A 25,513-nucleotide genomic window follows, 5' to 3' on the forward strand; every position below is an offset into this window, starting at 1 on the left:
TCTTAAAACGTACGCCATGTGTAGGTCAAGGCGAGGTCAGCTCGGGTCAAGGAGGCGTCAAGCCGCCCCACGGGCGGCCTCCGGCCGATCTCGTCACCCCGGCCCGCGCGCACGATGCTTGAATGCCCCCGTGACTGACTACGACGTGCTCCGCGTCTTCTGCGGGCCCCTGGGCGGCTACGGCAATGAACTCGGCGTCGTGCGCGACGGTTCCGTCCTGCCCGAGCGGGCCGCGCGGCAGGAGTTCGCGGCGAAGCTCGGCTTCAGCGAGACCGTGTTCGTCGACGACCCCGAGCGCGGGATCATCGACATCTACACCCCCACCCGGCGGCTGCCCTTCGCCGGACACCCCTGCGTCGGCACCGCCTGGCTGATCGACGTGCCCGAACTCGTCACACCCGCCGGGGTGGTGGGCGCCCGGCAGGACGGGGAGTTCTGCTGGATCGAGGCCCGCGCGGAGTGGGTGCCGCCGCGCACGCTGCGCCAGTACGCCACCGCGGCCGAGGTCGACGACCTGCCGGTGCCGCCCAAGGGGGAGTGGATCTACGCCTGGGCGTGGGAGGACGAACCGGCCGGCCGCATCCGGGCCCGGGCCTTCCCGGGCCGCGACGACGGCATCGACGAGGACGAGGCGACCGGCGCGGCGGCGCTGCTGCTCACCCACCAGCTCGGCCGGGCCCTCAACATCACCCAGGGCTCCGGTTCGCAGATCCTCACCGCGCCGCAGCCGGAGGGGTGGGTGGAGGTCGGCGGACGCGTCGTCCTCGAGAAGTAGCGGAGTCGTCCTCGAGAAGTAGCGGAGTCGTCCTCGAGAAGTAGCGGTGCCCGCCGCTCACGCCGAGAGCGGGAACTCCTCGCCCAGTGCCCGGAACACCCCGGTGTTCAGCGCGAACGCGGCCTTGCACTCGGCGACGATCCGCTGCTTCTCCAGGTCGTCCGCCGGCACCGCGTCCAGCAGCCCCCGGTACATCCGCTTGAAGGCGGCCGGGTTCGGGATGCCCTCGAAGACGTAGAAGCGGACTCCGTCGCCCTTCCTGGCAAAGCCCCAGGTCCTCTCCGCCTTGTCGCGGATGATCTGGCCGCCGGACAGATCGCCCAGGTAGCGCGTGTAATGGTGGGCGACATAGCCGCCGGGCCAGCGCTCGGCGCACTCGCGCACCCGGTCCGCGTACGCCCGGGTCGCCGGAAGGGCGGACAGCGACGCCCGCCAGCCGGGGCCGCGCAGATGCTCCAGGTCCCGCTCCAGCGAGGCCAGGCGCATCAGCTCCGGCCGGATGAAGGGGCCCGCCACCGGATCCGCCGCCAGCCGCTCCGCAGCCGTCTCCAGCGCCTCGTACACGAACCACAGCTGCTCGGTGTAACGGGCGAACGCGTCGACGCCGAGCCGCCCGCCCAGCATGTCGCTCATGAACGTCGAGGTCTCGGCCTCCACGTGCTCTTCATGAGACGCGGTGCGGATGAGCGTCGAGAAGGAGTCCATACGCCGATCTTCTGTGGTTAGGCTTACCTAAGTCAATAGGGTTTGCCGACGGCTTGTCGGCAAGAGCCTACCCGCGCGGCACACCGGCGGCACATGGATCAGGGCAGGGTCAGGATCTCCGCGCCCGTGTCCGTGACCACCAGCGTGTGCTCGAACTGCGCCGTCCGCTTGCGGTCCTTGGTCACCACCGTCCAGCCGTCGTCCCAGATGTCGTACTCATGGGTGCCCAGCGTGAGCATCGGCTCGATGGTGAAGGTCATCCCCGGCTGCATCACCGTGGTGGCGTGCGGGCTGTCGTAGTGCGGGATGATCAGGCCCGAGTGGAACGAGCTGTTGATGCCGTGGCCGGTGAAGTCCCGCACCACTCCGTAGCCGAAGCGCTTGGCGTACGACTCGATGACCCGGCCGATCACATTGATCTGCCGGCCCGGCTTGACCGCCTTGATCGCCCGGTTCAGCGCCTCCCGGGTGCGCTCCACCAGCAGCCGGCTCTCCTCGTCCACGTCGCCCACCAGGTAGGTGGCGTTGTTGTCGCCGTGCACCCCGCCGATGTACGCGGTCACGTCCAGGTTCACGATGTCGCCGTCCCGCAGCACCGTGGAGTCCGGGATGCCGTGGCAGATCACCTCGTTGATCGAGGTGCACAGCGACTTCGGGAACCCGCGGTAGCCCAGGGTGGAGGGGTAGGCGCCGTGGTCGCACAGGAACTCGTGCGTCACCCGGTCCAGTTCGTCGGTGGTCACCCCCGGCGCGATGTGCTTCGCCGCCTCCTCCATCGCCTGCGCCGCGATCCGGCCGGCGATCCGCATCGCCTCGATGGTCTCCGGGGTCTGCACCTCCGGACCCGTGTACGGCGTCGGGGCGGGCTTGCCGACGTACTCGGGACGGCGGATGTTTCCCGGCACGGAACGGGTGGGAGACAGCTCCCCTGGGACGAGCAGCGACTGGCCAGACATGCCAGCGAGTCTAAGTCAGCGGCGATGGGGGACCATCTTCGTGGTGAGAGGAGCCGGTCATGCCCCTGTTCAAGAAGCGCACGGTCGGAAAACCGGGCGAGTGGTACTACTGCCTGGAGCACAAGAAGGTCGAGGAGGGCCCCGAGTGCCCCGGCAAGGACCGCTTCGGCCCGTACGCCAGCCGCAGCGAGGCCGAGCGCGCGATGGAGACCGCGCGGGAGCGCAACCTGCAGTGGGAGAACGACCCGCGCTGGCACGACGCCCCCGCCTCCGAGCGCGACGACTGATCCCGCCCGGCACCACGCCGTAGCCGCCCGGCGCTGCGTCCCTACGGCGTGGCCGGGTCAATACACCTAGGGCGATGGGGGTCCCCCCGCTCGAGCGAAGTCGAGAGTGGGGGAGGCACCCTGTCAGCACCGGCAAGCGCGACCCACCCCCGGCCCGCACCAGCACAGGCCGGTCACCACCGCGGCGGAGGCGGCGCCATCAGCAGATCCGCCACATGAGAAAGCCGCTCCCGGAACCTCCGCCGACCCCGCCGGGAGGCACCCGAACCCGGGACCGCATTCTCCCCAGCCGCCGCACTCACCAGATGCTGCACCGTATCCAGATCCAGCTCACCCCCCTCCGGCACCGCCAACGTCTCATGCGCCAACCCCGGCAACTCCCCCTCCTCCGGTCCCAGCGCCAACAACACCGCCCCCGCCCGCCGCGCATCCGACACCCGCTCCAGCAACCCCTCACCCGGCTCCCCCGGAGCAACCACCAGCAGCGTCTCTCCCCGCCGCACCGCCTCCAGCCGCCCCAGCCCCACCGCCAGATGCGCCGGATCCGACGGCCGCGCATCATGCCGCACCAGCGTCGGCGCCAGCTCCGGCGTCCCCGACCACGCCGCCTCGTCCACCAGATGCGCCGCCAGATGCCACGGCTCGTACTCCCGCGTCCCCACCAGCAGCAGTCCGCCCCCGTGCGACACCACCGACCCCCGCAGCGCCCCCGCGAACCTCCGGGTGGCCCCCAGCCACTCCGTCCCGGCGAGCACTTCCCGCAGCAGCGCGACCCGTACCGCATCCATGCGGCGCATCCTGCCCCAACCGGTTCGCGGCGGCCCGGCGTTCGCCCGGGAATCGCCCGTCCGTGGACGGGTCGTAGAGTCGGGCCATGACCTCTACCGACAGTGCAAAGCCGCCCGCCAAGGACCCCTGGGACCTCCCCGACGTCTCCGGGTACGTCGTCGGCGTACTCGGCGGCACCGGCCCGCAGGGCAAGGGCCTCGCCTACCGCCTCGCCCAGGCCGGCCAGAAGGTGATCATCGGTTCCCGCGCCGCCGAGCGCGCCCGGGCCGCCGCCGAGGAGCTCGGCCACGGCATCGAGGGCGCCGACAACGCCGAGTGCGCCCGCCGCAGCGACATCGTGATCGTCGCCGTGCCGTGGGACGGGCACGGCGCCACGCTCGAGGCGCTGCGCGAGGAACTGGCGGGCAAGCTCGTCGTCGACTGCGTCAACCCGCTCGGCTTCGACAAGAAGGGCGCCTACGCGCTCAAGCCCGAGGAGGGCAGCGCCGCCGAGCAGGCCGCCGCACTGCTGCCGGACTCCCGGGTCACCGCCGCCTTCCACCACCTGTCGGCCGTGCTGCTCAGCGACCCGGAGATCGAGCGGATCGAGACCGATGTGATGGTGCTCGGCGAGGTGCGGGCCGACGTGGAGATCGTGCAGGCGCTGGCCGGGCGCATCCCCGGCATGCGCGGCGTCTACGCGGGCCGGCTGCGCAACGCGCACCAGGTGGAGGCGCTGGTCGCCAACCTGATCTCGGTCAACCGGCGCTACAAGGCACACGCCGGGCTCCGCGTCACGGACGTATGACCCGATGGGGGACACTGGGGGTGAAGCACCGACCGTCCGTGTCCCCCGACAGGAGCAGCCCCATGCCCCGCCTCGCCGTCTACGCACTCGTCGTCTGCCTGCTCGCCGTCGCCGCGGCCGTCGTCTCCTTCGTGCAGGGCATGGTGCTGATGGGCGTGGTCTGGGTCCTGCTGGCGGGGCTGTCGTCCAACATGGGCTGGTACTACGTCAAGCGCGGGCGCGACGCCCGCCGCTCCTCCTCCACCACCGGCTGACGGCCTCCACCCCGGACACCGCGCCCGTCACCGGGTGATCGTGGCGCCCGTCACCGGGTGATCGTGCACAGCTCGTCCGTCTGCCAGAAGCGGTACAGCTCGAAGCCGCAGTACGACTCCACGTCCCCGATGCCGAGGCCGCGCAGCACCGCGTCCACCGCGTCGAAGAAGGCGCCGTTGAGCGCCGGCACCCACAGCAGCGCGAAGACGAAGAGCAGTCCGAACGGGGCGAACGGCTCCGCCTGGCGCCGGACGCTGTGCGACAGCCAGGGCTCGATCACGCCGTAGCCGTCCAGTCCCGGCACCGGCAGGAAGTTCAGGATGGCCGCCGTCACCTGCAGCAGCGCCAGGAAGGCGAGCGCGTAGCGGAAGTCGGTGGGCACGCCCTCCAGCGCGTCCAGCCAGAACGGGGCGGTGCACACCGCCGCGAACAGCACGTTGGTCAGCGGGCCCGCCGCCGAGATCAGGCTGTGCCGCCAGCGGCCCCGGATGCGGCCCCGGTCGATGAACACGGCACCGCCGGGCAGACCGATCCCGCCCATGATCACGAACAGCACGGGCAGCACGATGCTGAGCAGGGCGTGCGTGTACTTCACCGGGTTCAGCGTGAGGTAGCCCTTCGCGCCGACCGAGATGTCCCCGCTGTGCAGGGCGGTGCGCGCGTGCGCGTACTCGTGCAGGCACAGCGACACGACCCATGCGGCCGTCACGAACAGGAACACGGCGAGGCCCGGCTGATCCGCGAAGCCCGTCCAGGTGGCCCAGCCGGTGGCCGCCATGACGGCCACGATCCCCAGGAAGACGGGGCTGATCCTCCGGTCGCTGTGGCGGGTGGCGGCGGTGGTCATGGGACTCCCTGGACTGTCGGGCACGCACGGGACGGGCGGTGGGACTGCCCGACCGTACCGGGCGCAACGGGAAAACGTCTCGCGCGGGCCGCCGGTTCCGTCGGAGAGCGGGGCCGGCCCTACGCCCTGCGCCGGGGCCGCGGCCTGCCCCCGGCCGCCGCCGGGACGGAGACCGAGGGGCTGCCCCCGGCCGCTGACACAGCTGCTGCACTTCCTGAGCACCGTGCGCGGGCCGCGGTGACCGGCCCCGGAGCACCGGCGACAATGGACCCCGTGCGATATCGCGTCCTCGGCACCACCCAGGCCCTGCGCCCCGACGGCACCGCCCTCCCCGTGGGCGGTGCGCGGCTGCGTGCCCTGCTGACCGTGCTCGCCCTGCGCCCCGGGCGGGTCGTGCCGGTGCGCGTCCTGGTCGACGAGGTGTGGGACGGCGAGCCCCCGGCCGACGCCACCGGAGCGCTGCAGGCCCTGGTCGGCCGGCTGCGCCGGGTGCTCGGCGCCGACGCGGTCGCCTCCGACGGCGGCGGCTACCGGCTCACCGCCGCGGCCGACGACATCGACCTGCACCGCTTCGAGCGGCTGACCGGCGAGGGCCTGCGCGCCCTGGCCGACGGCGACCCGCAGAAGGCGGCCGTGGTGCTCGACGACGCCCTGGCGCTGTGGCGCGGGCCCGCCCTCGCCGACCTCCCCGACTCCACCGCCGAGGCCGCCCGCGCCGAGACCCGGCGGCTGGAGGCGCTGCGCGCCCGGCACACCGCCGCCCTCGCCCTCGGGCAGGCCGAGCAGTCGCTGCCCGAGCTGACCGCCCTGTGCGACACCCATCCGCTCGACGAACCCCTCCAGGCGCTGCGCCTGCGCGCGCTGCGCGACACTGGCCGCACCGCCGAGGCCCTCGCCGCCTACGAGGACGTGCGGCGCCTGCTCGCCGACCGGCTCGGCTCCGACCCGGGCGCCGAACTGCGGGCCCTGCACGCCGAACTGCTCCGCCCGCAGCCCGCCCCCCGGGCCACACCCGGACCCGCGCCGGCGGGGACGGCACCGCGGCGGGGCAACCTGCGGGCCCGGCTGACCTCCTTCGTCGGCCGGGAGAGAGACATCGAGACCATCCGCGCCGACCTGTCCGCCGCCCGCCTGGTCACCTTGCTCGGACCCGGCGGCGCCGGCAAGACCCGGCTGTCGCAGGAGGCCGCCGAGACCGTACGGGACACCCTGCCGGACGGGGTGTGGCTGGCCGAGCTGGCCCCCGTCGACGACCCCGCCGCCGTCCCCGAGGCCGTGCTCACCGCCGTCGGCGCCCGCGAGACCGTGCTGTACGGCGCCGGCGCCGAGAGCATGCGGGCCGTCGCCGAACGCCACGACGACCCCGTCGACCGCCTCGCCGAGCACTGCGGCCGGCGCCGCATGCTGCTGATCCTCGACAACTGCGAGCACGTCGTCGACGCCGCCGCCCGGCTGGCGCAGACGCTGCTGGAGCGCTGCCCCCGCCTCACCGTCCTCGCCACCAGCCGCGAACCCCTCGGCGTGCAGGGCGAGTTGCTGCGCCCGGTGGAGCCGCTGCCCGAGCCGGTGGCCCTGCAGCTGCTCGCCGACCGCGGCGCGGCCGCCCGGCCCGGATTCCGCGTCGAGGACGATCCGGAGGCCTGCGCCGAGATCTGCCGCCGGCTCGACGGACTGCCCCTCGCCATCGAACTCGCCGCCGCCCGGCTGCGGATGCTCACCCCGCGCCAGATCGCCGACCGCCTCGACGACCGCTTCCGCCTGCTCACCTCCGGCAGCCGCACCGCCCTGCCCCGCCAGCAGACCCTGCGGGCCGTGGTCGACTGGTCCTGGGAGCTGCTCGACGCGGACGAACGCGAGGTGCTGTGCCGCCTGTCGGTCTTCGCCGGCGGCTGCGACCTCGCCGCCGCCGAGGCGGTGTGCGGGCCCCCGGCGCTGGACGCGCTCGCCTCGCTCGTCGACAAGTCACTGGTGGTGGCCGCGCCCTCCGGCGACGGCGAGATGCGCTACCGGCTGCTGGAGACCGTCGCCGAGTACGCGGCCGAACGCCTCGACGAGACCGGCCGGCGCACCGAGGCGATCCGCGCCCACCTCATCCACTACCGGGAACTCGCCCGCACCACCGACCCGTTGCTGCGCGGCGGGCAGCAGCGCACCGCCATCGAACGGCTGGAGCGCGAGTACGACAACCTGCGCACCGCCCTGCGCCACGCGCTCGCCCTGCGCGACGAGCAGGAGGCGCTGTGCCTGACGCTGTCGCTCGCCTTCTTCTGGCAGATGCGCGACCTCAGGATCGAAGCCCGCAACTGGTGCCGCGAGGTCATGGCCCTCGGCCCCGACCCGTTCGCCGAGGTCCGTCCGGCCGCCCCCGTGTGGCAGCGCTGCACCGAGAACCCGCCCCCGATGACCGGCGAGGTGCTCGCCGAGGCCCGCCGCGGGGTGCACCTGGCGCACCTCGCCTGCATGGACACCGAGCTGGACAACTGGCAGACGCCCGAGGCGCAGGACCGGCTGCGGGTCATCGCCGCAACGTACGAGCCCGGCCTGCCGCAGACCTGCCGGTCGCCCGGACTGCTGTGGATCTTCTCGCTGATGCTGACCGCCGACATGAAGCGGCTGCGTCGCGCCCTGGACGCCGCCGTCGACGTCGCCCGGCGCACCCCCGGATACGAGTGGGAGCTGGCCGGCTGCCTGCAGATCCGCGCCAATGTGCTCGCCAACCGCTCGGACCTGGCCGGCGGCGCCGCCCGTGACGCGGACGAGGCCCTGGAGATCTACCGGCGCCTGGACGACGCCTGGGGCACCGCGGAGGCGCTGGCCGCGCGCGGCGAGGCGCACGAGCGCCGGGGCCGCTACGACGCCGCGGCCGCCGACTTCGCCGCCGCGATCGAGCACGCCGAACGGCTGGGCGCCCGCGCCCAGATCGCCGTGCTGTCCGCCCGGCTGGGCAGCGCCCTGCTGGAGGCGGGGGACGCCGAACGCGGGGAGCGGATGCTGCGGGAGATCATCGAGACCACCCGGTGCGGCCACAACGAGGCCATGCCGTTCGCCCGGCTCTTCCTGGCCGGCTGGCTCGGCATGACCGGGCGCACCGCCGAGGCGCGGGAGCAACTGGAGCGGCTGCGCGAGGAGTTCCGCATCGCGCAGTACATCGTGTTCGACGCGTTCATCCTCGGCGCCGAGGGGTGGCTGGACGTGTTCGACGGGGACGACGTCAAGGCGCTGAGCACGTTCCGGCAGGCGTTCGAACGGGCGCAGGACCCGGTGTGCGAGACCGTCGCCCCGCAGATGCGCAGCGGTCATATGACCGGGGCCGCGATGGCCCTCGCCGGAGTCGACGGCGGGCGGCGCGCCGGGGACGCGGCCCGCCTGCTGGGCGCCGCCGACTCCTGGCTGCTGCCGGGCCATGTGCCGGGGAAGGTGGAGGCCACCTGCCGGGCACGCACCGAGCAGCGGATCAGGGCCGCCCTCGGCGACGACGAGGCGTACGAGGCCGCCTACGCGCAGGGCGGCGGCCTCACCCCCGAGGAAGCCGCCGCCCTGCTCTGATCTTCGCCAGTCCTCCTGAGCCTTCGTCAGTCCTTGGTGCGGAACTTGTGGATCGCGACCGGTGCCATCACCGCCGTGATCGCCACCGTCCAGCCCAGGGTCAGCCACAGGTCGTGCGCCACCGGCCCGCCCACCATCAGCCCGCGCGCGGCGTCGGCCAGCGAGGACAGCGGGTTGTACTCGGTGAAGCTCTCCAGCCAGCCCGGCATCGACTGGGGCGGCGCGAAGATCGACGAGCCGAACTGCAGCGGCATCAGCACCAGGAAGCCCATCGCCTGCACCGACTGCGCGTTCTTCATGGTCACGCCCAGCGTGAGGAAGATCCACATCAGGGCCGAGCCGAACACCGCGGACAGGCCCACGGCCGCCAGCAGCCCAGGCCAGTTGGTGATGTCGAAGCCGACCAGCACGCCGACGACCATCAGGATGGTGGTGGCGATCAGCATGCGCGCCAGCTCGACGGCGATCTTGGCGAACAGCACCGAGCCGCGGCCGATCGGCAGCGAACGGAAGCGGTCCATCACACCGGAGTTGAAGTCCTGGTTGAAGCCGGTGCCCACGCCCTGGGCCATGTTCATGCCCATCATGGCCATCAGGCCGGGCACGATGTACTGCACATACGCCTCCTGCCCGCCGCCCAGGGCCTGCCCGATCGAGCCGCCGAAGACGTACACGAACAGCAGGGTGAACACGATCGGGAACAGCACGGCGTCGAACATCGACTCCGGGTCCTGACGGATCCACAGCAGGTTGCGGCGCACCAGGGCGCCGGTGTGCCGCAGATGCCCGCGCAGCGTGATCCGCGCGTCCTGGCCGGCCCGGGCAGGGGTCAGTGCGGTGGCGCTCATACGGCTACCTCCTCGCGGGGCCCGGCGGAACCGGCGGGCTCGGTGTCCTGCAGCTCACCGGCACGGTGGCCGGTGAGCGAGAGGAACACCTCGTCCAGGCTGGGCAGTTCGGTGCTGATGGAGGCCAGGGTGACGTCCCGCGCGGTGACCGCGCCGACCACGGCCGTCAGCTGCTCGTCGCTCAGAATGGGCACGAGCAGCGCCTCGCGCTCGGCGTCCACGGTGACCGGGGCGAGGCCGGTGATGCCCAGCTCGTCCAGGGCCGCGGCCAGCGGGCGCAGCTGCAGCGGGTCCGCCGGGCGGATCCGCAGCGTGCGGCCGCCGACCTTGGCCTTCAGCTCCTCGATGCCGCCCTTCGCGATGACCCTCCCGCGGTCCACGACGGTCAGCTCGGAGGCGAGCTGCTCGGCCTCCTCCATGTACTGGGTGGTCAGCAGCACGGTCACGCCCTCGCCGACCAGCCGCTTGACCTCGTCCCACACCTCGTTGCGGGTGCGCGGGTCCAGGCCGGTGGTCGGCTCGTCCAGGAACAGCACGGCCGGGCGGCCGGTCATCGAGGCGGCCAGGTCCAGCCGGCGGCGCATGCCGCCCGAGTACGTGCCCGCCGGGCGCCGGGCGGCGTCCGTGAGCGAGAAGCGCTCCAGCAGCTCGTCGGCGCGGGCGCGGGCCTCCTTGCGGGACAGGTCGAGCAGCCGGCCGATCAGGTACAGGTTCTCCCAGCCCGGCAGCTTCTCGTCCACCGAGGCGTACTGGCCGGTCAGGCCGATCACCCGGCGCAGCTGCCGGGGCTGGCGGACGACGTCGTAGCCGGCGACGGTCGCCCGGCCGGCGGTGGGGGCGAGCAGGGTGGACAGGATGCGGACGAGGGTGGTCTTGCCGGCGCCGTTCGGACCGAGCACGCCCATCACGGTGCCCTCGCGCACGTCCAGGTCGACGCCGGCCAGCGCCTTGGTCTCCCCGTAGTGCTTGACCAGCCCCCGCACGGTCACCGCGCCTCCGGCGCCCCCGGTGTATGTCCCATTTCGACTCATGCCCCCGACGGTGGCAGCCCCCACCGACAGATCACCGACATCCCACCGACACCCACCGACAGATTTCTTGTCGGCTGCCGTCGGCAGGTACGTGGACCTACGTGCGGCAGCCCGCCGACGGGGGAGGATCGGCGGGCTGCCCGGTGGTACCGCAGTGGCTTCAGTGGACGGAGTGTTCCTCCTGGGGGAACGTTCCGGCGACGACCTCGTCAGCGAACGCCTTCACCGCTCCCGTCATGACGGACCGGAGATCGGCGTACTGCTTCACGAACCGCGGCACCCGCCCCTGCGTGAGCCCGAGCATGTCGGTCCACACCAGCACCTGCGCATCCGTCTCCGGCCCGGCGCCGATCCCGACCGTCGGGATGTGCAGCACCCGCGTCACCTCGGCCGCCAGCTCCGCCGGCACCAGCTCGAGGACCACCGCGAACGCCCCCGCGTCCTGCACGGCCTTGGCGTCCCGCAGCAGCTGCTGCGCCGCCTCCTCGCCGCGCCCCTGCACGCGGTAGCCCATCGTGTTCACGGACTGCGGGGTCAGCCCGATGTGGGCCATCACGGGGATCCCGGACTCCACCAGCAGCTCGATCTGCCGGTGCGAGCGCTCCCCGCCCTCCAGCTTCACCGCACCGACCCCGGCCTCCTTCACCAGCCGGGTCGCCGAGCGCAGCGCCTGCACCGGGCCCTCCTGGTACGAGCCGAAGGGCAGGTCGCCGACGATCAGGGCACGCGAGGTGCCCCGTACGACGGCCGCCGAGAGCATGACCATCTCGTCGAGGGTGACGGGCACGGTGGTGTCGTACCCGAGGTGGCAGTTGCCGGCCGAGTCGCCCACCAGCATGACCGGGATCCCGGCCTCGTCGAATACGGACGCGGTCATCGCGTCGTAGGCGGTGAGCATGGGCCACTTCTCGCCCCGCTCCTTGGCGAGGGCGATGTCGCGGACGGTGATACGGCGAGTGCCCTTGCCCCCGTACAGCGCCTTGCTGCCGTCGGAGGATGCTGACTTCGCAGGCTGCGCGGTCCGCGCAGAAGTCTGGGCAGCCGAAAGCTGCGTCATTGCAACGGCTCCTAACACGTCATCTCGAGGCGCCCTCACGGCGTCCCCGGACCACGTCCATGGTTGCACCTCGAACGGCCGAGGGCCAGAGGTCCCCCCGACGTCCCCCTGTGACGTCCACCGGCCGCCCGTGACGTCCACCCGCCGCCCTTCGGGGGACGGGCGTTCCGATACGAGACGGTGCCGTATCGGAATTCGTGAGACGCTGGCCGTATGAGTACTCCCGCCGCTCCCGCCCGCCGCGTCCCCGAGTCGGTGCACCGGCGCCGCTGGGCGATCCTCGGCGTGCTGATGCTGAGCCTGCTGATCGTCGTGCTGGACAACTCGATCCTGAACGTCGCCATCAGGACGATCTCCACCCCGGCCCCCACCGGCCTCGGCGCCACCCAGAGCGAACTCGAATGGGCCATCAACGCCTACACGCTCGTCTTCGCCGGCCTGCTGTTCACCGCCGGCCTGGTCGGCGACCGCCTCGGCCGCAAGAAGGTGCTGCTCGGCGGCCTCACCGTGTTCGGCCTCGGCTCGGCGCTCGCCGCCTTCTCCGCCTCGCCCGGGCAGCTGATCGGCTGGCGCGCGCTGATGGGCCTGGGCGCGGCCTTCGTGATGCCGGCCACCCTGGCCGTGCTGATGAACGTCTTCGAGCGCGACGAGCAGCCCAAGGCCATCGGCGTCTGGGCGGGCGGCGTGGGGCTGGCCATCGCCATCGGCCCGATCACCGGCGGCCTGCTGCTGGACCACTTCTGGTGGGGCTCGGTCTTCCTGGTCAATGTGCCGATCGTGCTGCTGGCCCTGGCCCTGATGCTGTGGCTGGTGCCCGACTCGCGCGATCCGCACCCCGGCCGGCTCGACCCGGTCGGCGTCCTGCTCTCCGTGGTCGGCCTGGTCCTGCTGGTCTACGGGATCATCAAGGGCGGCCAGCTCGCCGACCTCACCGACCCCACCGTGCTGACCACGGCCGGCGCCGGGCTCGCCGTGCTGGTGGCCTTCGTGGTGTTCGAGGCGCGCAGTGAACACCCGTCCCTCGACGTGCGGTACTTCCGCAACAAGGTGTTCTCCGCGTCGATCGGTGCCGTCGCGCTGGTCTTCTTCGCGCTCATGGGCGTGATGTTCTTCGCGGTCTTCTACACCCAGAGCGTGCGCGGCTACTCGCCGCTGGAGACCGGCCTGCTGATGCTGCCGATCGCCGTCGCGCAGATGTTCTTCGCGCCGCGGGCCCGGCTGCTGGTCGACCGCTTCGGCAACCGCGCCACCACCACCGGCGGCCTGCTGCTGCTCGCCTCGATGCTCGCCGCCTTCACCCTCCTGGACCGCGACACCCCCATCTGGCTGCTGGAGGTCGTCTTCTTCCTCATGGGCGCCGGGATGGCGCATGTGATGACCCCGGTCAGCGTCCTGATCATGCAGGCGCTGCCCCGGGAGAAGGCGGGCCGGGCCTCCGCGCTCAGCAACACCTTCCGCCAGGTCGGCGGAGCCCTCGGCGTCGCCGTGCTGGGCTCGGTGCTCTCCGCGGCGTACCGCAACAGCATCGAGGACGAGCTGGCCGTGCTGCCGCCCGGCGTCCGCCACGCGGCCGGCGAGTCCATCGAGGCCACCCTGGCCGCCGCGGACCGGCTCGGCGCCTCGGGTCAGGCCCTGGCCGGCCAGGCCGGTGAGGCGTTCGTGCACGCCATGCATGTCACGGCGCTGTGGGGCGCGGGCGTCGCCCTCGCCGGCGCCGTCGTCACCGCCCTGTTCCTGCCCGGACACAACCCCGCGCCGCCCGAAAACGGGGAGCGGGGGCAGGAGTTGGTGAAGGCGGCAGACTGAAGCGCCCGACGCGGCCCAGGGAAGGGAACGACGACGTGAGCCTCGCCGACACCGGCACCGGCACGTACGACAGCACGCACACCGGCACCGGCACCGGCAACGGCACCGCCGCCGCCCCGCACACCGGCACCGCCGCCGCCCCGCACACCGGCACCGACGCCGCCCCGCACACCGGCACCGCCGCCGCCCCGCACACCGGCACCGAAGAGGCGAACGGCACCCGGCAGGACGGCGGCCCCGCCCGTGGACGTCCCCGCAGCGAGGCGGCCGAACGCGCCATCATCGACGGTGTGATGAAGCTTCTGGAGGCGGGCGTGCCGCTCGCGGAGCTGTCCATCGAGCGGATCGCCCGCACCGCCGGCGTCGGCAAGGCCACCATCTACCGCCGCTGGAGCGGCAAGGAGGAACTCTTCGTCGACGTGGTCCGCGCCGCCGAGCCCCCGGACCCCGAACTCCCCGGCACCTCCCTGCGCGACGACCTCGTCGTGCTGCTGGAGTCCCTGCGCCGGCGCGGACTCGCCAGCAGGACCTCGGCGATCCTGCACAACGTGCACGCCCAGATGAAGAGCAGCCCGAAGATCTGGGCGGCCTACCAGGCCATCGCCATCGAGCCGCGCCGCCGCCTCGGCCTTCAGGTGCTGCGCCGGGGCCAGGAGAACGGCGAACTGCGCACCGACGTCGACCTGGAACTGCTCAACGACATAGTGGTCGGCCCCATCCTGCTGCGCACCGTGATGCGCCCCGACGCCGACCTCCCCGAGGACCTCGCCGCGAAGGTCGTCGACACCCTTCTGGAGGGCCTGCGCCCCGGCCGTTGAACCCCGGCATGTGCGCATTTCGTCACAGACGGAACTCGTGCCCCGCCATGGCACGTCATCGCCCCCGTACGGCCGTCGAGGGACGGCAGGAAGGGCACCGATCATCCCCTAGGGTCTTTACGGACACGGGAGAGACGGTGTGCACGGCAAGGTGTGAGGCGACGGTATGGCGCAGCAGGCGTACATGACGCAGACGGACAACGGCGGCTCGGACCCCGAGCCCCGGACATCCCGGCTTCAGCGCCTGATCGACGCCCTGACCAGAGGCTGGCGGGACGACCGCCGCATCTGGCGCCGGGGCCTGGTGCTGGCGGCCTTCGCGGTGATGCTCGCCGTGGTGATGCTGGCCCACGCGCACATCCCGAACCAGGTCGGCAACCTGGGCAGCCTGGTGGAGACGTTCCTGCCCTGGCTGGGCGTGTTCATCCCGGTGCTGCTCCTGCTGGCCCTGCTGCGCAAGTCGGCCACGGCGCTCATCGCGACGCTGCTGCCCGTGGTGGTCTGGCTGAACCTCTTCGGCGGTCTGCTCACCGACAAGACCAGCGGCGGCGGCGAGCTGACGGTGGCCACGCACAACGTCAACGCGGAGAATCCCGACCCGGCGGGCACCGCCCGTGAGGTGGCCGCCTCCGGCGCCGATGTGCTCGCGCTGGAGGAGCTCAAGGCGTCCGCGGTCCCGGCCTACCGGGACGCGCTGCGGTCCACCTACCGCCACCACGCCGTGGTGGGCACGGTCGGCCTGTGGAGCAAGTACCCGCTCAGCGATGTCGAGGCGGTCGACATCCGCCTCGGCTGGAAGCGCGCCATGCGCGCCACGGTGAGCGCGCCCGGCGGCCAGGTCGCGGTGTACGTGGCGCATCTGCCGTCGGTCCGGGTGAAGCTGGAGGCCGGTTTCACGGCCCGTCAGCGCGACAAGAGCGCCGACGCGCTCGGCGAGGCCATCGCCGCCGAGCCGCTGCGCAACGTCGTCCTGCTGGGCGACCTCAACGGGACCATGAACGACCGCTCCCTGAACGCGGTCACCTCCCAGATGCGCTCCACCCAGGGCGCGGTGGGCAGCGGCTTCGGCTTCAGCTGGCCGGCGTCGTTCCCGATGGCGCGGATCGACCAGATCATGGTCAAGGGCGCGGAGCCGACCAGTTCCTGGACCCTCCCGCAGACCCCGAGCGACCATCTGCCGATCGCGGCGCGTGTGAAGCTGACCACAGGCGATTCGTAGGCCGGCCGCTCCGCCGGTGTAGCGGGGCCGGTCGCTCCGCCGGTGATCCGGGTCCGACCGCCCCGCCGTTCCGGCGCCCTCGCCCCGGCGCATGCCCGAAGGGGCGCCGGGGCGAGGGCGCCGGGGCGAGGGGGCGCCGCTCACCGCCCCTCGCCTCATCGGCAGCCGGCCGGCGTCAGTCCTGCCGGGCCAGCCACAGGTCCGGGCCGAACACCTCGTAGTGGATGTCGGCCGGCACCACGCCCTTGCCGATCAGCTGCTCCCGCACCGACCGCATGAACGGCAGCGGGCCGCACAGATAGGCGCGCGTGCCGGAGGCCACCGGCACCTCCGCGAGATCCACGTAGCCGGTGTGCGCGCCGGCCGGGGCGTCCTGCTCGTACCACAGGTGCACCGCGGCGTCCGGCAGCTTGGCCGCGTACGCCAGGTGGTCGTTGCACAGCGCGTGATCGGCGGGGGAGCGGTCGCCGTGCACCACGGTGACCGGGGCGCGGTGCCCGCTCTCGGCGAGGTGCGCCAGCATGGCGATCATCGGGGTCACCCCGATCCCGGCGGAGGCCAGCAGCAGCGGCGTGCCGGGGTCCGCGTCCAGCACCAGGTCGCCGTACGCCTCGGACAGCTCCAGCAGGTCACCGGGGTGCACCCGGGCGTGCAGGTGGTTGGAGACCTCGCCGTCCGGCGCGCCGTCGCCGTGCACCCGCTTGACCGCGAACTGCCGCTCCTCGGGGCCGGGCGCGCCGGTCAGGCTGTACTGCCGTATCTGCCGGGCGCCGTCGGGGAGGGCGACCCGGACGGACACGTACTGGCCGGGGCGGAAGTCGCGCACCGGGCCCCCGTCGGCCGGGCGGAGCCGGAAGGTCACCACGTCGGCGGTCTCGGGGATGCGCTCGACGACCCGCCAGGTGCGCCAGCCGTGCCCGCCGCGCTCCTCGTAGAGCCGCTTCTCCAGGGCGATCAGGGCGTTCCCCATCAGCCAGTAGACCTCGTCCCAGGCGGCCGCGACCTCGGGCGTGACGGCCTCGCCGAGCACCTCGGCGATGGCGGCGAAGAGGTGCCGGTGGACGATCTCGTACTGGTCCGCGGTGATGCCGAGGGAGGCGTGCTTGTGGGCGATCCGCTGGAGCATCGCGTCCGGCCGCTGGTCCGGGTGGTCCAGCAGGTGGGTCGCGAAGGCGGCGATGGATCCGGCGAGGGCCTGCCGCTGGGTGCCGGCGGCCTGGTTGCCGCGGTTGAACAGATCGCGCAGCAACTCGGGGTGGGCGGCGAACATCCCGGCGTAGAACCGCTCGGTGATCTTGTCGAGGGACGCGCCGACCGCGGGAAGCGTGGCACGCACGACGGCAGCGGACTGCTCGGACAGCATCAGGTCTCCTCCGACTCGGCACAGCCCGGCGGGGCGCCGGACCGGCTCGGCTGCTTGCCCCCTCATTAAAACTTGCATCTGAGATTCCAATTAAAGCGGGGGTGGGGTTCCGGCCACCTGCGGCCCTGACCTGCAGCTGACCCCGGTGGGTTCCGGAGGCGCATGCGGAGCCGGGCGGCCCCGGCTGTTACGGACGTGGCCACGAACGGGCAAGATGGGCGACAGGGTGGTCGGCAACGCACATGAAACGCTGGTGTGGTGGGATGACCCCGAGCGCCCGACCGTCTCCCGTGGCCCGGGACGACAGGTGGCCTGACCGGCAAGGATGGGGAAGCGGAAGATGGACAAGCAGCAGGAGTTCGTGCTCCGGACCTTGGAGGAGCGCGACATCCGGTTCGTACGCCTGTGGTTCACGGACGTGCTGGGCTTCCTGAAGTCCGTGGCCGTGGCTCCGGCCGAGCTGGAGCAGGCGTTCGACGAGGGCATCGGCTTCGACGGCTCCGCCATCGAGGGATTCGCCCGGGTCTACGAGTCCGACATGATCGCCAAGCCGGACCCGTCCACCTTCCAGATCCTCCCCTGGCGCGCCGAGGCCCCCGGCACGGCCCGGATGTTCTGCGACATCCTGATGCCGGACGGCTCCCCGTCCTTCGCGGACCCGCGCTACGTCCTCAAGCGCGCCCTGGCCCGCGCCTCCGACCAGGGCTTCACCTTCTACACCCACCCGGAGATCGAGTTCTTCCTGCTGAAGGACAAGCCGGTCGACGGCAGCCGCCCGACCCCGGCCGACAACTCCGGCTACTTCGACCACACCCCGCAGAACGTCGGCATGGACTTCCGCCGCCAGGCGATCACCATGCTGGAGTCCATGGGCATCTCGGTGGAGTTCTCCCACCACGAGGGCGCCCCCGGCCAGCAGGAGATCGACCTGCGCTACGCCGACGCGCTGTCCACCGCGGACAACGTCATGACCTTCCGCCTGGTCATGAAGCAGGTGGCGCTCGAGCAGGGCGTCCAGGCGACCTTCATGCCGAAGCCGTTCTCCGAGCACCCCGGCTCCGGCATGCACACCCACCTCTCCCTCTTCGAGGGCGACCGGAACGCCTTCTACGAGTCCGGGGCCGAGTACCAGCTCTCCAAGGTCGGCCGCTCCTTCATCGCCGGCCTGCTGCGGCACGCGGCGGAGATCTCCGCGGTCACCAACCAGTGGGTCAACAGCTACAAGCGCATCTGGGGCGGCGCCGAGCGCACCGCCGGCGCGGGCGGCGAGGCCCCCTCCTACATCTGCTGGGGCCACAACAACCGCTCCGCCCTGGTCCGCGTCCCCATGTACAAGCCCGGCAAGACCGGCTCGGCCCGCGTCGAGGTCCGCTCCCTGGACTCCGGGGCCAACCCCTACCTGGCCTACGCCGTCCTCCTCGCCGCCGGCCTCAAGGGCGTCGAGGAGGGCTACGAACTCCCGCCGGGCGCCGAGGACGACGTCTGGGCCCTCTCCGACGCGGAACGCCGAGCCCTCGGCATCGAGCCCCTGCCGCAGAACCTCGGCGAGGCCCTCACCCTGATGGAACGCAGCGACCTGGTCGCCGAGACCCTCGGCGAACACGTCTTCGACTTCTTCCTCCGCAACAAGAAGCAGGAGTGGGAGGAGTACCGCTCCGAGGTCACGGCCTTCGAGCTGCGGAAGAACCTGCCGGTGCTGTAGCGGTCCGCTGCGGGCAGCGAGCCTACGGCCGCTTCGAGATGGTCAGGAGGAGCGGGCCCGTCGGGGCCGTGGTGAGGTCGGTGATGGTGAGGCGGTCCAGGGAGGCGTAGAAGGCCTCCTGGGCCTGGCGGAGGGCGCCGCGGAGGCGGCAGGCGGGGCTCAGGGGGCAGGCGGCCGTGGTGGCGGTGCCCTCGCAGTCGACGACGTCGCCCTCGCCCTCGAAGGCGCGGACCAGCTCGCCCACGGACGCGGTGCGGCCCTTCTCGGTCAGCGCGAGCCCGCCGCCCCGGCCGCGGCGGGCCGTGAGCAGACCCATGTGCTGGAGTTCGGCGACGACCTTCGCGGCGTGGGTGTAGGGCACGTCCATCGCCGCCGCGACATCACGGGTCGTGGGGTTCGGATCGGGCGTCGCGGCGAGGCGCATCAGCAGGCGCAGGGCCAGGTCGGTGGAGCGCAGCAGCCGCATACCGGGAGCGTAGGTTAATGCTCATCCGGGGTTCAAATTTCTGGCCCCCTACGACGGGCCCCGCCTTCCCCATTACGATCAGCTCACCCGATCGTCCCATCCCTCACCCCCGAAGGGCGCACCCATGGGCTCCGCCAAGAAGAGCAGCGCGGCACGCAAGGCACGCATAGAGGAGATGCGGCGCGCAGAGCAGGCCCGCGAGCGCCGCGCGCGGATCCTCACCATCGGCGCCAGCGTGGTGATCGTCGGCGCGCTCGTGGTGGGCGGTGTGTTCCTCGTCCGCTCCCAGAAGGACGACTCGGACAGCGCCGCGAGCGACAAGAGCTCCGGCAAGTTCGTCACCGGCAAGGACGGCGTGAAGAAGTGGGAGGGCACGCTCGCCCGCAACCACGTCACCAAGTCGGTCAGCTACCCGGTGACGCCCCCCGTCGGCGGCGACCACCACCCGGTCTGGATGAACTGCAACGGCGACGTCTACACCAAGGAGATCAACAACACCAACGCCGTGCACTCGATGGAGCACGGCGCGGTGTGGGTGACGTACAACTCCAAGGCCGACAAGAAGGACGTCGACGCCCTGGCCGCCAAGGTGAAGAAGACGCCGTACACCCTGATGAGCCCGGTCGAGGGGCAGAAGGACCCGATCATGCTGTCCGCCTGGGGGCACCAGCGGACGGTGAAGGGCGCCGACGACCCTGCCGTCGACAAGTTCTTCGCGAAGTTCGTGCAGGGGCAGCAGACCCCCGAGCCGGGGGCCGCCTGCACCAACGGTCTGGCTCAGTGAGGCAGCCGGGTCCATGAAGCACTTCGGGTTGATCGCGGGGGCCGCGGCGCTGGTGCTGGTCGCCGGCGGTGCGCTCGGCTACGCGGCCGTCGCGGGGGACGACGACGGCGGGGGCGCGGGCACGCCTTCGGCGGAGTCGGCGGACGCCGGGTTCGCCCGGGACATGGCCGTGCACCATCAGCAGGCCGTGGAGATGTCCTACATCGTCCGGGACCGGACGAAGAACGAGCAGGTGCGCCGGCTCGCGTACGACATCGCCCAGACGCAGGCGAACCAGCGGGGCATGCTGCTCGGCTGGCTCGATCTGTGGGAGCTGCCGAAGGTGTCGGCCGATCCGCCGATGACCTGGATGGGCATGGGCGGCGAGGGCGCTGCCGGCGAGGACGCCGGCGGTGCGCTGATGCCGGGGATGGCGACCAACGCCGAGATGAAGCGGCTGGGTGAGCTGAACGGCAAGCAGGCCGAGATCTTCTACCTGCAGCTGATGACGGACCATCACAAGGGCGGGGTGCACATGGCCCAGGGGTGCCTCAGCAAGTGCGAGGTCGGGGTGGAGAAGCGGCTGGCCCGGACGATGGTCGAGGGGCAGCAGTCGGAGATCGAGCTGATGGCCGGGATGCTGCGGGAGCGGGGGGCTCGGGCGCGGTGAGGGGCGCCAGGCGCGGGTGAGGGCCCGGCCCGGGCGCGGTGAGGGTGGCTCGGGTGTGATCCGGCGGTTGCCCCCGCGTATTGCGTCGCTTTGACGATTACACTGGGCGCGTGCCTCAACTTCGCCTCGCCCTGAATCAGATCGACACCCGCGTCGGTGACATCACCGGCAACGCTGAAACGATTGTCCGCTGGACCCGGCGCTCCGCCGAGCAGGGAGCGCACCTCGTGGCGTTCCCGGAGATGGCGCTGACCGGATATCCGGTGGAGGACCTGGCCCTCCGGTCGTCCTTCGTGGAGGCCTCCCGCGCCGCCCTGCGCTCACTGGCCGCGCGGCTCGCCGACGAGGGCTTCGGTGAGCTGCCGGTCGTCGTCGGCTACCTCGACCGCAGCGAGACCGCCCAACCGAAGTACGGGCAGCCGGCGGGAGCACCGCGGAACGCCGCAGCCGTGCTGTACGGCGGTGACGTGGTGCTCAGCTTCGCCAAGCACCACCTGCCCAACTACGGCGTCTTCGACGAGTTCCGGTACTTCGTGCCCGGGGACACCATGCCGGTGGTGCGGGTGCGGGGTGTCGATGTCGCGCTCGCCATCTGCGAGGACCTGTGGCAGGACGGCGGCCGGGTGCCGGCGGCGCGCTCCGCCCGGGCCGGGCTGCTGCTGTCGGTCAACGCCTCGCCGTACGAGCGGGACAAGGACGACACCCGTCTCGAACTGGTCCGCAAGCGGGCCCAGGAGGCCGGGGTCACCACGGCCTACCTCGCCATGATGGGCGGGCAGGACGACCTCGTCTTCGACGGGGACTCCATCGTCGTGGACCCGAGGGGCGAGGTTCTCGCACGGGCGCCGCAGTTCGCCGAGGAGTGCCTGGTGGTGGACCTGGAGCTGCCGGCGGCGGTCGAGGACGCGCCCACCGGGGTGGTGGACGACGGGCTGCGGATCGAGCGGGTGGTGATCTCTCAGGAGCCGGTGCCGGCGTACGAGCCGGAGCGGACCGGTGGTTACGCGGAGCGGCTCGACGACGACGAGGAGATCTACTCCGCGCTGGTCGTGGGGCTGCGGGCATATGTGGAGAAGAACGGCTTCCGTTCGGTGCTGATCGGGCTGTCGGGCGGTATCGACTCGTCGCTGGTGGCCGCGATCGCGTGTGACGCGGTGGGGCCGGAGAATGTGTACGGCGTGTCCATGCCGTCGAAGTACTCCTCCGAGCACTCCAAGGACGATGCGGCGGAGCTGGCGCGGCGGACCGGGCTGAACTACCGGACCGTGCCGATCGAGCCGATGTTCGACGCGTACATGGGGTCGCTCGAGCTGACCGGGCTGGCGGAGGAGAACCTGCAGTCGCGGCTGCGGGGTGTGCTGCTGATGGCGATCTCCAACCAGGAGGGGCACATCGTGCTGGCGCCGGGCAACAAGTCCGAGCTGGCGGTGGGCTATTCGACGCTGTACGGGGACTCGGTGGGTGCGTACGGGCCCATCAAGGACGTGTACAAGACGTCCGTGTTCCGGCTGGCCGAGTGGCGCAACCGGGCGGCGGTGGAACGCGGGGAGACGCCGCCGATCCCGGAGAACTCGATCTCCAAGCCGCCGAGCGCGGAGCTGCGGCCGGGGCAGGTCGACACGGACTCCCTGCCGGACTATCCGGTGCTGGACGCGATCCTTGAGCTGTACGTGGACCGGGACAAGGGGGCGGACGAGATCGTCGCGGCCGGGTTCGATCCGGAGCTGGTGGCGAAGACGCTGCGGATGGTGGACCGGGCGGAGTACAAGCGGCGCCAGTACCCGCCGGGCACGAAGATCTCCCCGAAGGGCTTCGGCAAGGACCGCCGGCTGCCCATCACCAACGGCTGGAGCGAACGGGTACCTCCGGCGGTCTGACGGCGATCCGATCCGTGCGTGGGGGTGCGCGTGGCCATGCCTGCGGCGCAACTGCGGCTCCGGTGGGGGTGCGCGTAGCGCCCACGCTGGGTGGGTGAGTCGGGGCCGGGGTGGTGGTATCCGTCCTCGGTCTGGCGCGAAATGGGTTTCCTTTTGACTCCTGCGGTTGACGCGCCGGCCGCTGCGGGCGGACACCACCACCCCGACCCCTCCCGCCCGCGCGCGTCTGCGGCCGCCTAAGACCCGGCCCGCACCCACGCCGGGTGCCCAATCAGGGCGCGCGGGCCCGGCGTTCAGGCCGGCGTGCCGAACCAGCGGGACAAAGGCGCCCGGAGGGACTCCTGTTCCGCGCCGGTCCAGATGACGTGGCCGTCGGGGCGCAGGAGGACTGCGGGGACGTCGAGTTCATCGGTCGTGTCGATCACGTGGTCCACACGGTCCGCCCAGCCGTCGACGGAGAGACGGCCCGTCTGGTCGAGCAGCAGCCCACGACCGGTGTGCATCAGGTCGTACAGGCGGTTCTGCTTGAGGGCGAGGTCGCGCAGACGGCGGCCGAGCAGGGGGTGCCCCTCGCCGACGTCGTAGCGGACGTCGAGTGCGGTGATCTTCTCGACGAGGCGGCGGTTCACCTCGTCGATGTCCATGAGTTCGGAGAACAGACGGCGCACTGCTTGGGGCCCCGGCTCGGTGGAGACCAGTACGGACATGGCGCGGGTGTTGTCCAGCACGGCGGCGGCCACCGGGTGGCGTTCGGACTCGTAGGTGTCCAGGAGCCCGGCCGGAGCCCACCCCCGCACCTCCGCTGCCAGCTTCCACCCGAGGTTGAACGCGTCCTGGATGCCGAGGTTGAGGCCCTGCCCCCCGAGGGGCGGGTGGATGTGGGCGGCGTCGCCCGCGAGCAGGACCCGGCCGCAACGGTAGCGCTCGGCCTGCCGGGTGGCGTCGCCGAAGCGGGAGAGCCAGCGGGGGGAGTGGACGCCGAAGTCGGTGCCCGCGGTGGCCCGCAGTTGGTTCTTGAAGTCCTCGAGGGTGGGGGTGAGGGAGCGGTCCTCTACGACGTCGGCGGCGGGGACGACGACGCGGTGGACGCCGTCGCCGACGGGGGCGAGGCCGAAGCGCTTCTGGGTCTTGCGGACCTCGGCGACCGTGGCTGCCACCGTCTCCGGTGGTGCGTCGACCTGCATCTCACCGAGCAGGGTGTCGCTGGTGCTGGGCTCGCCGGGGAAGGCCACGCCGAGCAGCTTGCGGACGGTGCTGCGGCCGCCGTCGCAGCCGACCAGGTAGCGGGAGCGCAGCCGCGTGCCGTCGGCCAGCTCGGCGGTGACGCCGTCGGCGTCCTGGCTCAGGCCGGTCAGCTCGCAGCCGCGCCGGATGCCGGCGCCGGCCTCGGCGGCGTGCTCCTCCAGCAGGCGGTCGGTGACGGTCTGCGGGATGCCGAGGACATAGCCGTGGGCGGTGTCCAGGTCGTCCGGCCAGGGCGCCTCGATGCCGGCGAAGAAGCCGCCGGTCCGGTACTGCTTCCCGTGGGCCAGGAACCGGTCGAGCAGGCCGCGCTGGGCCATGATCTCGATGCTGCGGACGTGCAGACCGAGGGCGCGGACGACCGGGGTGCGCTCGGTGGCCCGGTCGAGAACCACCACGTCCACGCCGTGCAGGCGCAGTTCGGCGGCGAGCATCAGGCCGATCGGGCCGGCTCCGGTGATGATGACGTCGATCACGGCATTCCCCCAGTTTTGGGCGCAGAGTGGCGCAGAGTGGAGCAGAAGCGGGAGTAGGCCGGTCATTCTGCGCGACGGAGGGGGCCTTGCCGCAAGGCCCCCTCTGCGCTATACGTTGAGAGTGGCGAGGAGTGGTCTCCTCGCCGTTGTCGTGTCGTCAGGCGTTGCGTGCCGCCAGGGCGGCCAGGAGCTTGTGCAGCGGCTCCGTGGTGCGGCGGCGGTACTCCTGGACCGCCCAGCCGTTGCCGTCCGGGTCCTTGAAGTGCATGAAGGTTGCGCCGTCGTCGGGGGAGTACTGGACCGGCTCGGACACGTCCAGGCCGCGCGCGGTCAGCTCCGCGTGGGCGGCCTTGATGTCGGCGACGCAGAGCTGCAGGCCCTGGTAGGAGCCCGGGGCCGGCGTGGGGCCGGGGGTCATCTCCCAGATGCTGTCGCCCAGCGCGATCGAGCAGCCGGAACCGGGCGGGGTCAGCTGGACGATGCGCATGCCCGGCATGACCTCCTGGTCGATGTCCACGTGAAAGCCGACCTTGTCCCGGTAGAAGTCCCTGGCCCGGTCGATGTCGCTGACGGGCAGCGGGATCACTTCGAGGGTCATGTCCATGTGCGCGACTCTTTCGTCAGGTGAACCGCCACCTCGTCTGGCTGAACGGCTCTCCCTTACGGAATCCGAAAACGCACCGGGGCGCCACCGAAAACACCAGGGCGCGTCCGTCGCCGTGGTCGAAGCAGCCGTCGCGCACCTCGAAGTGCCAGACGCTGCCGTACTTCGCCTCCCAGGCCGCGGCCAGCTCCCTCAGCCGGGCGTCGTCGGTGACCCGCACGGCCGCGCCCTCCACCACCAGGTCGAAGCCCTTGTCCCAGGTGCTGGTGCCGGTCGTCAGCACGACGTGCGGGTTGGCGGCCAGGTTGCGGGCCTTGCGCTCGTCGGGTCCGGTGCAGAAGTGCAGCGCTCCGTCCGACCAGACCGCGATCAGCGGGGTCACATGCGGGCGGCCGTCCGGGCGGACCGTCGAGATCCAGAAGTGTTCCGCCTTGTTCAGCAGTGCCTCGGCCTCGGACCAGGGGGTCGCGGCCGCGGTGGGGTCGCTGTAGCGGGGGTCGAGGCTGGTCTCGGGTGTGGGCATGGCCTTCCCTTCCTTTCTGCAGTGAGGACTCTGCACGGCCGGGGAACTCATCGCGCGGGGCCGCGGGCCGGCACTGGGGCTAGGCTCATGGCCGTACGACC

24 protein-coding genes are annotated in these 25,513 nt (G+C 72.0%); 12 read left to right on the plus strand and 12 right to left on the minus strand.

All coding sequences use genetic code 11. The features are described from left to right. Nucleotides 1-130: 130 nt before the first annotated feature. Nucleotides 131-775: a PhzF family phenazine biosynthesis protein gene (locus ABD198_RS12405; RefSeq protein ID WP_344000348.1), complete on the plus strand. Its 645-nt coding sequence runs from the start codon at nt 131-133 to the stop codon at nt 773-775. 57 nt (nt 776-832) lie between these two features. On the opposite strand, the gene ABD198_RS12410 is transcribed toward ABD198_RS12405, so the two are convergent. Together ABD198_RS12410 and map are read right to left on the minus strand one after the other, a co-directional pair. Then, nucleotides 833-1,480, minus strand: a complete 648-nt coding sequence (locus tag ABD198_RS12410) for a biliverdin-producing heme oxygenase (RefSeq protein ID WP_344000350.1) — start codon at nt 1,478-1,480, stop codon at nt 833-835. Nucleotides 1,481-1,578: 98 nt separating this feature from the next. Continuing rightward, nucleotides 1,579-2,436: a type I methionyl aminopeptidase gene (gene map, locus ABD198_RS12415; protein WP_344000351.1), complete on the minus strand. Its 858-nt coding sequence runs from the start codon at nt 2,434-2,436 to the stop codon at nt 1,579-1,581. 59 nt (nt 2,437-2,495) lie between these two features. On the opposite strand from map, the gene ABD198_RS12420 reads away from it, so the two are divergent. Next, on the plus strand, nt 2,496-2,723 hold the full coding sequence (locus tag ABD198_RS12420; protein WP_344000353.1) for a hypothetical protein: 228 nt from the start codon (nt 2,496-2,498) through the stop codon (nt 2,721-2,723). Nucleotides 2,724-2,896: 173 nt separating this feature from the next. Here the strand turns inward: ABD198_RS12420 and ABD198_RS12425 are convergent, their stop codons facing one another. Next, on the minus strand, nt 2,897-3,511 hold the full coding sequence (locus tag ABD198_RS12425; RefSeq protein ID WP_344000355.1) for a hypothetical protein: 615 nt from the start codon (nt 3,509-3,511) through the stop codon (nt 2,897-2,899). Nucleotides 3,512-3,597: 86 nt separating this feature from the next. Between ABD198_RS12425 and npdG the strand changes: the two genes are divergently transcribed. Both npdG and ABD198_RS12435 read left to right on the plus strand, forming a co-directional pair. After that, the gene (gene npdG / locus ABD198_RS12430) at nt 3,598-4,299 is read left to right on the plus strand and encodes an NADPH-dependent F420 reductase (RefSeq protein ID WP_344000357.1); all 702 of its coding nucleotides are present in this window, start codon (nt 3,598-3,600) and stop codon (nt 4,297-4,299) included. Nucleotides 4,300-4,361: 62 nt separating this feature from the next. Then, the gene (locus ABD198_RS12435) at nt 4,362-4,553 is read left to right on the plus strand and encodes a hypothetical protein (RefSeq protein ID WP_344000358.1); all 192 of its coding nucleotides are present in this window, start codon (nt 4,362-4,364) and stop codon (nt 4,551-4,553) included. Nucleotides 4,554-4,603: 50 nt separating this feature from the next. Here the strand turns inward: ABD198_RS12435 and ABD198_RS12440 are convergent, their stop codons facing one another. Continuing rightward, nucleotides 4,604-5,401, minus strand: coding sequence for a site-2 protease family protein (locus tag ABD198_RS12440; RefSeq protein ID WP_344000360.1), 798 nt, complete (start codon nt 5,399-5,401; stop codon nt 4,604-4,606). Between the two features lie 264 nt (nt 5,402-5,665). Between ABD198_RS12440 and ABD198_RS12445 the strand changes: the two genes are divergently transcribed. Continuing rightward, a complete protein-coding gene (locus ABD198_RS12445; protein ID WP_344000362.1) occupies nt 5,666-8,947 on the plus strand; it encodes an AfsR/SARP family transcriptional regulator in 3,282 nt (1,093 codons plus the stop codon). A 26-nt stretch (nt 8,948-8,973) separates the two neighbouring features. Here the strand turns inward: ABD198_RS12445 and ABD198_RS12450 are convergent, their stop codons facing one another. The 3 genes from ABD198_RS12450 to panB form a co-directional block, all read right to left on the minus strand. Continuing rightward, nucleotides 8,974-9,795, minus strand: coding sequence for an ABC transporter permease (locus ABD198_RS12450; protein ID WP_344000364.1), 822 nt, complete (start codon nt 9,793-9,795; stop codon nt 8,974-8,976). Beyond that, nucleotides 9,792-10,826 carry an ATP-binding cassette domain-containing protein gene (locus ABD198_RS12455; protein WP_344000366.1) on the minus strand — a complete coding sequence of 345 codons (1,035 nt, stop codon included), beginning with the start codon at nt 10,824-10,826 and terminating at the stop codon, nt 9,792-9,794. Before ABD198_RS12455 ends, ABD198_RS12450 begins: the two co-directional genes overlap by 4 nt. Before the next feature lie 160 nt (nt 10,827-10,986). Further along, nucleotides 10,987-11,883: a 3-methyl-2-oxobutanoate hydroxymethyltransferase gene (panB, locus tag ABD198_RS12460; protein WP_344000368.1), complete on the minus strand. Its 897-nt coding sequence runs from the start codon at nt 11,881-11,883 to the stop codon at nt 10,987-10,989. A gap of 213 nt (nt 11,884-12,096) precedes the next feature. Between panB and ABD198_RS12465 the strand changes: the two genes are divergently transcribed. The 3 genes from ABD198_RS12465 (at nt 12,097) to ABD198_RS12475 (ending at nt 15,726) form a co-directional block, all read left to right on the plus strand. Continuing rightward, nucleotides 12,097-13,689, plus strand: a complete 1,593-nt coding sequence (locus ABD198_RS12465; RefSeq protein WP_344000370.1) for an MFS transporter — start codon at nt 12,097-12,099, stop codon at nt 13,687-13,689. 35 nt (nt 13,690-13,724) lie between these two features. After that, nucleotides 13,725-14,507, plus strand: coding sequence for a TetR/AcrR family transcriptional regulator (locus tag ABD198_RS12470; protein ID WP_344000372.1), 783 nt, complete (start codon nt 13,725-13,727; stop codon nt 14,505-14,507). A gap of 166 nt (nt 14,508-14,673) precedes the next feature. Then, nucleotides 14,674-15,726: an endonuclease/exonuclease/phosphatase family protein gene (locus tag ABD198_RS12475; RefSeq protein WP_344000373.1), complete on the plus strand. Its 1,053-nt coding sequence runs from the start codon at nt 14,674-14,676 to the stop codon at nt 15,724-15,726. 175 nt (nt 15,727-15,901) lie between these two features. Here ABD198_RS12475 and ABD198_RS12480 read toward each other — a convergent pair whose 3' ends face one another. Then, the gene (locus ABD198_RS12480) at nt 15,902-17,089 is read right to left on the minus strand and encodes a globin domain-containing protein (protein WP_344000376.1); all 1,188 of its coding nucleotides are present in this window, start codon (nt 17,087-17,089) and stop codon (nt 15,902-15,904) included. A 340-nt stretch (nt 17,090-17,429) separates the two neighbouring features. Here ABD198_RS12480 and glnA point away from each other — a divergent pair, with 340 nt between their 5' ends. Then, a complete protein-coding gene (gene glnA / locus ABD198_RS12485) occupies nt 17,430-18,791 on the plus strand; it encodes a type I glutamate--ammonia ligase (protein WP_344000378.1) in 1,362 nt (453 codons plus the stop codon). Nucleotides 18,792-18,813: 22 nt separating this feature from the next. Here glnA and ABD198_RS12490 read toward each other — a convergent pair whose 3' ends face one another. Continuing rightward, nucleotides 18,814-19,257 (minus strand): RrF2 family transcriptional regulator, encoded by a 444-nt coding sequence (locus ABD198_RS12490; RefSeq protein ID WP_344000380.1) that lies wholly within the window; start codon nt 19,255-19,257, stop codon nt 18,814-18,816. 124 nt (nt 19,258-19,381) lie between these two features. On the opposite strand from ABD198_RS12490, the gene ABD198_RS12495 reads away from it, so the two are divergent. The 3 genes from ABD198_RS12495 to ABD198_RS12505 all read left to right on the plus strand — a co-directional run bounded on the left by ABD198_RS12495 (nt 19,382) and on the right by ABD198_RS12505 (nt 22,567). Further along, on the plus strand, nt 19,382-20,041 hold the full coding sequence (locus tag ABD198_RS12495) for a thioredoxin-like domain-containing protein (RefSeq protein ID WP_344000382.1): 660 nt from the start codon (nt 19,382-19,384) through the stop codon (nt 20,039-20,041). A 13-nt stretch (nt 20,042-20,054) separates the two neighbouring features. Then, nucleotides 20,055-20,690: a DUF305 domain-containing protein gene (locus ABD198_RS12500; protein WP_344000384.1), complete on the plus strand. Its 636-nt coding sequence runs from the start codon at nt 20,055-20,057 to the stop codon at nt 20,688-20,690. Between the two features lie 110 nt (nt 20,691-20,800). After that, nucleotides 20,801-22,567 (plus strand): NAD+ synthase, encoded by a 1,767-nt coding sequence (locus tag ABD198_RS12505; RefSeq protein ID WP_344000386.1) that lies wholly within the window; start codon nt 20,801-20,803, stop codon nt 22,565-22,567. A 293-nt stretch (nt 22,568-22,860) separates the two neighbouring features. Here the strand turns inward: ABD198_RS12505 and rox are convergent, their stop codons facing one another. The 3 genes from rox to ABD198_RS12520 form a co-directional block, all read right to left on the minus strand. Continuing rightward, complete coding sequence (gene rox, locus ABD198_RS12510) at nt 22,861-24,285, minus strand: rifampin monooxygenase (protein WP_344000388.1); 1,425 nt, start codon at nt 24,283-24,285, stop codon at nt 22,861-22,863. Between the two features lie 157 nt (nt 24,286-24,442). Further along, a complete protein-coding gene (locus ABD198_RS12515; protein WP_344000391.1) occupies nt 24,443-24,889 on the minus strand; it encodes a VOC family protein in 447 nt (148 codons plus the stop codon). Between the two features lie 16 nt (nt 24,890-24,905). Beyond that, complete coding sequence (locus tag ABD198_RS12520; protein ID WP_344000393.1) at nt 24,906-25,412, minus strand: pyridoxamine 5'-phosphate oxidase family protein; 507 nt, start codon at nt 25,410-25,412, stop codon at nt 24,906-24,908. Nucleotides 25,413-25,513: the final 101 nt, after the last annotated feature.

The sequence above is a fragment of the Streptomyces thermocarboxydovorans genome (genome assembly GCF_039524635.1).
GTDB classification, from domain to species: domain Bacteria; phylum Actinomycetota; class Actinomycetes; order Streptomycetales; family Streptomycetaceae; genus Streptomyces; species Streptomyces thermocarboxydovorans.

What these genes read in the sequence shown, in the direction of transcription:
- ABD198_RS12475 (WP_344000373.1), top strand. Translation starts at nt 14,674, where the DNA reads ATGGCGCAGCAGGCGTACATGACGCAGACGGACAACGGCGGCTCGGAC.
- ABD198_RS12495 (WP_344000382.1), top strand. Translation starts at nt 19,382, where the DNA reads ATGGGCTCCGCCAAGAAGAGCAGCGCGGCACGCAAGGCACGCATAGAG.
- ABD198_RS12410 (WP_344000350.1), bottom strand. Translation starts at nt 1,480, where the DNA reads ATGGACTCCTTCTCGACGCTCATCCGCACCGCGTCTCATGAAGAGCAC.
- ABD198_RS12515 (WP_344000391.1), bottom strand. Translation starts at nt 24,889, where the DNA reads ATGGACATGACCCTCGAAGTGATCCCGCTGCCCGTCAGCGACATCGAC.
- ABD198_RS12425 (WP_344000355.1), bottom strand. Translation starts at nt 3,511, where the DNA reads ATGGATGCGGTACGGGTCGCGCTGCTGCGGGAAGTGCTCGCCGGGACG.
- map (WP_344000351.1), bottom strand. Translation starts at nt 2,436, where the DNA reads ATGTCTGGCCAGTCGCTGCTCGTCCCAGGGGAGCTGTCTCCCACCCGT.
- ABD198_RS12490 (WP_344000380.1), bottom strand. Translation starts at nt 19,257, where the DNA reads ATGCGGCTGCTGCGCTCCACCGACCTGGCCCTGCGCCTGCTGATGCGC.
- ABD198_RS12450 (WP_344000364.1), bottom strand. Translation starts at nt 9,795, where the DNA reads ATGAGCGCCACCGCACTGACCCCTGCCCGGGCCGGCCAGGACGCGCGG.
- glnA (WP_344000378.1), top strand. Translation starts at nt 17,430, where the DNA reads ATGGACAAGCAGCAGGAGTTCGTGCTCCGGACCTTGGAGGAGCGCGAC.
- panB (WP_344000368.1), bottom strand. Translation starts at nt 11,883, where the DNA reads ATGACGCAGCTTTCGGCTGCCCAGACTTCTGCGCGGACCGCGCAGCCT.
- ABD198_RS12440 (WP_344000360.1), bottom strand. Translation starts at nt 5,401, where the DNA reads ATGACCACCGCCGCCACCCGCCACAGCGACCGGAGGATCAGCCCCGTC.
- ABD198_RS12455 (WP_344000366.1), bottom strand. Translation starts at nt 10,826, where the DNA reads ATGAGTCGAAATGGGACATACACCGGGGGCGCCGGAGGCGCGGTGACC.
- ABD198_RS12465 (WP_344000370.1), top strand. Translation starts at nt 12,097, where the DNA reads ATGAGTACTCCCGCCGCTCCCGCCCGCCGCGTCCCCGAGTCGGTGCAC.
- ABD198_RS12435 (WP_344000358.1), top strand. Translation starts at nt 4,362, where the DNA reads ATGCCCCGCCTCGCCGTCTACGCACTCGTCGTCTGCCTGCTCGCCGTC.
- ABD198_RS12420 (WP_344000353.1), top strand. Translation starts at nt 2,496, where the DNA reads ATGCCCCTGTTCAAGAAGCGCACGGTCGGAAAACCGGGCGAGTGGTAC.
- ABD198_RS12445 (WP_344000362.1), top strand. Translation starts at nt 5,666, where the DNA reads ATGGACCCCGTGCGATATCGCGTCCTCGGCACCACCCAGGCCCTGCGC.
- ABD198_RS12480 (WP_344000376.1), bottom strand. Translation starts at nt 17,089, where the DNA reads ATGCTGTCCGAGCAGTCCGCTGCCGTCGTGCGTGCCACGCTTCCCGCG.
- ABD198_RS12500 (WP_344000384.1), top strand. Translation starts at nt 20,055, where the DNA reads ATGAAGCACTTCGGGTTGATCGCGGGGGCCGCGGCGCTGGTGCTGGTC.
- ABD198_RS12520 (WP_344000393.1), bottom strand. Translation starts at nt 25,412, where the DNA reads ATGCCCACACCCGAGACCAGCCTCGACCCCCGCTACAGCGACCCCACC.
- npdG (WP_344000357.1), top strand. Translation starts at nt 3,598, where the DNA reads ATGACCTCTACCGACAGTGCAAAGCCGCCCGCCAAGGACCCCTGGGAC.